The organism is uncultured Meiothermus sp., from assembly GCF_937863175.1.
Classification (GTDB): Bacteria; Deinococcota; Deinococci; order Deinococcales; family Thermaceae; genus Meiothermus.
This window is the reverse complement of sequence record NZ_CALMCQ010000091.1, coordinates 1-4,458: the sequence shown is the minus strand read 5'-3', so window position 1 is coordinate 4,458 and position 4,458 is coordinate 1. Positions and strand designations below refer to the sequence as shown.

Annotated in this window: 4 protein-coding genes; 3 read left to right on the top strand and 1 reads right to left on the bottom strand. The window is 61.5% G+C overall.

What is annotated here, in order from left to right; translation table 11 throughout:
- On the top strand, positions 1-2,284 hold a 2,284-nt coding region (locus Q0288_RS03585), incomplete at its 5' end, for an RNB domain-containing ribonuclease (protein ID WP_299427309.1).
- A 72-nt stretch (positions 2,285-2,356) separates the two neighbouring features.
- Here the strand turns inward: Q0288_RS03585 and Q0288_RS03580 are convergent.
- Complete coding sequence (locus tag Q0288_RS03580) at positions 2,357-2,848, bottom strand: CAP domain-containing protein (RefSeq protein ID WP_299427306.1); 492 nt, start codon at positions 2,846-2,848, stop codon at positions 2,357-2,359.
- 183 nt (positions 2,849-3,031) lie between these two features.
- On the opposite strand from Q0288_RS03580, the gene coaE reads away from it, so the two are divergent.
- Together coaE and Q0288_RS03570 are read left to right on the top strand one after the other, a co-directional pair.
- The gene (gene coaE / locus Q0288_RS03575; protein WP_299427303.1) at positions 3,032-3,610 is read left to right on the top strand and encodes a dephospho-CoA kinase; all 579 of its coding nucleotides are present in this window, start codon (positions 3,032-3,034) and stop codon (positions 3,608-3,610) included.
- Positions 3,607-4,404: a helical backbone metal receptor gene (locus Q0288_RS03570; RefSeq protein ID WP_299427300.1), complete on the top strand. Its 798-nt coding sequence runs from the start codon at positions 3,607-3,609 to the stop codon at positions 4,402-4,404. Before coaE ends, Q0288_RS03570 begins: the two co-directional genes overlap by 4 nt.
- Positions 4,405-4,458 lie beyond the last annotated feature (54 nt).

The window sequence follows — 4,458 nt, the reverse complement described above, 5'->3', positions numbered from 1 at the left end:
CAAAGGGCACCTGGGCGGGGCCTGGAGTGGTGACCTGGTGCGGGCCGAGCCCCGTCCGCCGGGCCGCGATGGCCGGCCCTGGGGGGTGGTGGCTAGGGTGCTGGAACGCTCAACCCACCAGCTGGTGGGACGCCTCTATTTCAAACAGGGTTTTGCCTGGCTTAAGCCCGACGATGCCCGGCTACCCCATCTCAAACTCAAACCAGAGGGTTTAGAAGGCCTGGAAAGCGGTGCACGCCTTTCTGCCCGAGTTTTTTTCGATACACCCCGACGGGGTACCGCCCAACCTTATGGCGAACTGGCCACCTATCTGGGGCAGGGCGACAGCCCCGAGGTAGAAACCGAGGCGGTCATCGCCAGGTACGAGTTGATGCCGGCTTTCTCCCCCGAGGCCCTCGACGAAGCGGAACGGGTCGCCCGCCTGGATGCGCGAGCCTTTGAACGTCGCCGTGATTTTCGCAGTCTGAGGGTTTTCACCATTGACGGAGCCGACGCCAGGGATTTCGACGATGCAATCCATATCGAAACCCTCCCGGATGGCCATTACCGGGTGGGCGTCCACATTGCCGATGTCTCGCATTACGTCCAGGAGTTCGGCCCGCTCGACCTCGAGGCTTATGCCAGGGCTACCAGCGTCTACCTGCCCGGAAGGGTGCTGCCCATGCTGCCCGAGCAGCTCTCCAACGGCATTTGCTCGCTCAAGCCCCACGAGGATCGCCTGGTGCTCTCGGTTCTGGTCGAACTGACACCCTCGGGCAAGGTCAAGGATTATCGCTTTGAAGAGGGGGTAATTCGCAGCATAGCCCGTCTGACCTACGAGGAGGTGGAGGCCTTTGCCAGGGAGCTCGAGCTTCAAGACCATGCCGCTAAAGGCCCAGAGTCCAAAACCAGGGGGTCGCAAAAAGCTTCCAGGGCTGGAACCAGGAAGGCAGCAGCCCAAAGCCCGGTTACCGCGGGATGGAGCCAGGAACTCAGGAGCGATCTGCAACTCTTGCTAAAGGCGGCCGGGATCCTCAAAGAACGCCGTATGGAACGAGGTGCTCTAGATTTCAACTTTACCGAGGCCAAAGTCGAGGTAGACTCAGAGGGCAACCTGCACCTGATTCCGCAGAGAGAACCTCTGGCCCGCAATCTGATTGAAGAGTTGATGTTGCTGGCCAACCGTACCGTTGCCAAGCATCTATCTGAGCGCCAGATTCCAGCGCTGTTCCGCGTACACGAAGACCCCAGCGAAGAAGCTTTTGGCAAACTGATTAACGCGCTGAACAAGCTGGGTTATAGCCTGCCGGGAGGGGAGCTCTCCCCCAAAGCCTTGCAGGCCATCCTCAAGAAAGCCGAGGGCAGACCCGAAGCACCTGCGGTATCCACGCTGTTGTTGCGTTCCCTGCGGCTGGCCCGCTATGCTGCCGAAAACCTGGGACATTTTGGGCTGGCAGCCGAACACTATCTGCACTTCACCAGCCCCATCCGGCGCTACCCCGATCTGGTGGTGCACCGGGTTTTGCGGGCCCTGATTCACCGTAAAGCCAATTCGGCGAAAAAGGATGACTGGGCTAGACGCTTCCCCAAAATGGCCGAGCACACTTCGGAGCGGGAGCGTGCAGCCGAAAACGCCGAGCGCGAGCTAACCAAGTATTACCAGTGCCTGTGGGCCGAGCGGCACAAGGGTGAAACCCACCTCGGCACGGTATCGGGTGTGACTGGCTTTGGGGTGTTTGTAAGCCTGTCCAATGGGGTCGAGGGCATGATTCGGTTGGGGGCTCTGGAGGACGACCACTACCGCTACCACGAAGACCTGCTAGCCCTGGAGGGCTTGCGCAGCAAACGTCGGATCGGCATTGGCGATGAACTGGAAATCGAAATCCAGGGGGCCAGTCCCCCGGCGCGCCAGATTGACTTTGTGCCCACCGAGCAGTTTTATCAGCCAAGGCCAGAGAGCCAGCGGCAGCAGACAGCACAGCCAGAGCAGCGCGGGCGTCGTGCTTCGGGTGGAGACCCCGAAAAACGCCACGAATCGCCAGAACCGCACACCCAGACCCGGCAGCCTAAAAAGCAGCGCAAGGCGGCGTCTGCCGCACCTAAAAGCCCACCTCCGCACACCAGGGCGACCTCGAGGCGAGTGGCAGGCCCGCCCGATGAGCGACGGGGCTTTAGCAAGCCGGTCAAGGTAAAAGTGCAGAAAATATACTTCGGCTCCTGGGGTCAGGAAAACCCCGAAATAACCCCACCGGCCAGAACCGAAAAACCCCAGCCGGGTAAGAAAAAACGACGTCGCAGGCGCTAAATACTCCCCCGATTGAAATTTCGGTTGGTGCGGTTGAAGACAATTGGCCGCATGCAATGGGTTGGGTTTTGACTACCTGGGTTTGGCGATCACCAGTACCCAGTAGACTCCCCGCTTAACCAGACCCATTTCGGTCAGGTGAGGGGCCATGATAGCGTCACAGTGTCCCGTGGAGCTGGATAGCCAGGCCGATACCGCGTCTTCAGCAGAGTTGGCGCCCTGGGCCAGGTTCTCACGAATTTCCAGATAGCTGTAACCGTTTTGCTGGCTGCGGGCAGCGACCGCAAAAGAGGTGCTCGAGCCTTCCTGATGGCTGAGCTGTCCGGTTTGCTGGATGTACTCGGCCCGCTGGCGGGCCACCTCGCCCAGCAGACCGTTCCAGTGCAGGATAGGGGCAGCGTTGTAGGGGGTTGAGGCTCCCTGGTTGGTGCAGGTGCGGGCTATAGCACGGGCTTGGTTGACGGCGGCCAGTGCAGTCTGAAAGTCAATGGGAGTGTACTCGACCCTGAGGCTGGGGGTACAGGCCGCCAGGAGAGTCAGTACGGTTGTCAGAAACCACCGCATGCCCCAGTCTGCCATGGGTTACTGGCCCCGGCAGTGAAGAAATCACCCGCCCGCGTTACGCAACACCAGACCTGCTCACAGCCCGCCCCAGGAGCGATGCAAGAAACCCTCCGGGCGCGGCAAGCGCGGGGCGCGTTTGGCGTTGCTCACGCGCAGATTTGATATACGGGTATGCTATACCGGATGCGGCTAATCGGCCTGACGGGGAGCATTGGCAGTGGCAAGAGCACGGTGGGCCAGCGACTGCGAGAGTTGGGTGTACCGGTACTCGATGCAGATGCATACGCCCGGGAAGGAGCCGTGGTGCTAAAACCTGAAATTTGCCAGGCATTCCCCGAGGTATGCCAGGGGGGAGAGATCAATCGCTCCGCACTAGGACGACTGGTATTTGGCGACCCGCACGCCCGCAACCGGCTCGAGGGCATCATCCACCCCTTTGTGCGTCACCGGATGCGCGAGGAGACCGAAAAAGCCCAGGCAGAGGGCAAGCCAGTGGTGGTGCACGACATTCCTCTCCTATTTGAAACCGGGCGCGAAGCGGATTTTGCCGGGGTACTGGTGGTGGTGGCCCCTACTGAACTGCGCAAACAGCGGGTGGTAAACCGCAGTGGGTTGAGCGAGGCCGAGTTCGCCGCCCGCGACGCCAGTCAGATGTCGCAGGAGGCGAAGACTCGCCGGGCCACCTGGGTGATCTGGAACGACGCCGACCTACAGACCCTTTGGGAACGGGTAGATGCCTGGTATCGCGAGGTGGCGCCGTGAGGCTGGTGCATGACTGGCTGGGCCCTATCGAACTGCCCGACTCGGCACAGCGCATTGTCTCGCTGGCCCCCAACGCGACCGAGACCCTGTTTGCCCTGGGATTGGGGGAACGGGTAGTGGGGCGGAGTGCTTTTTGCTACCGTCCTGCGGCCACCCTGGGCTTGCCGGTGGTCTCGAGCTATACCCGCGTACGCTGGACCTTGCTGGCATCGCTGAGGCCTGACCTGGTGCTGATCAGCACGGGTGTACAACGCGATTTGCTGAACGAGTTGCGCCGGCGGGGAATCCCCATTTTTCCACTCCCCTTGCCGCAGAGTCCCTATGGCATTCTGGAGAACATCACGACTCTGGGAGCCCTGCTGGGGGTAGCCGAACGGGCCACTTCGCTTTGCGCCGGGCTCTCGAGGCGCTACAGCACCCTGTACAAAACCCTGCCGCCCCCGCGGGTGTATTTTGAGTTCGGCCCGGGCGGCCCCATCACGGTCGGGCGGGGTAGTTATGTGGGGGAGGCCCTGCGGCAGGTGGGCCTGATCAACATTTTTGATACGCATCCACAGAGCTACTTCCAGCCCGACCTGGCCGAGGTGGTGCGCCTGGAGCCTCACCTGGTGCTCTATGAGCCCAGGCCCCACCGCTCCCGGCAGCTCGAGAAAGCCCAGCGCCTTTTGTCCGAGCGGAACTGGGTCTACCCCCTGGTTGTGAACGGAGGCGACGAGCTGGCCCACTATGGCCCGCTGTTTTTCGACTACCTCGAGGCGCTGGTTGGGCAGATTCGTACCCTGAAACCGGCATGAGGGCGGGAGCAGCCCAAAGCCAGCGCGGTCTTCAAATGAACTCGCCTGGAAAAC

Coding starts and splice junctions, on each gene's coding strand:
- Q0288_RS03580 (WP_299427306.1), bottom strand. CDS start 2,848: ATGCGGTGGTTTCTGACAACCGTACTGACTCTCCTGGCGGCCTGTACC.
- coaE (WP_299427303.1), top strand. CDS start 3,032: ATGCGGCTAATCGGCCTGACGGGGAGCATTGGCAGTGGCAAGAGCACG.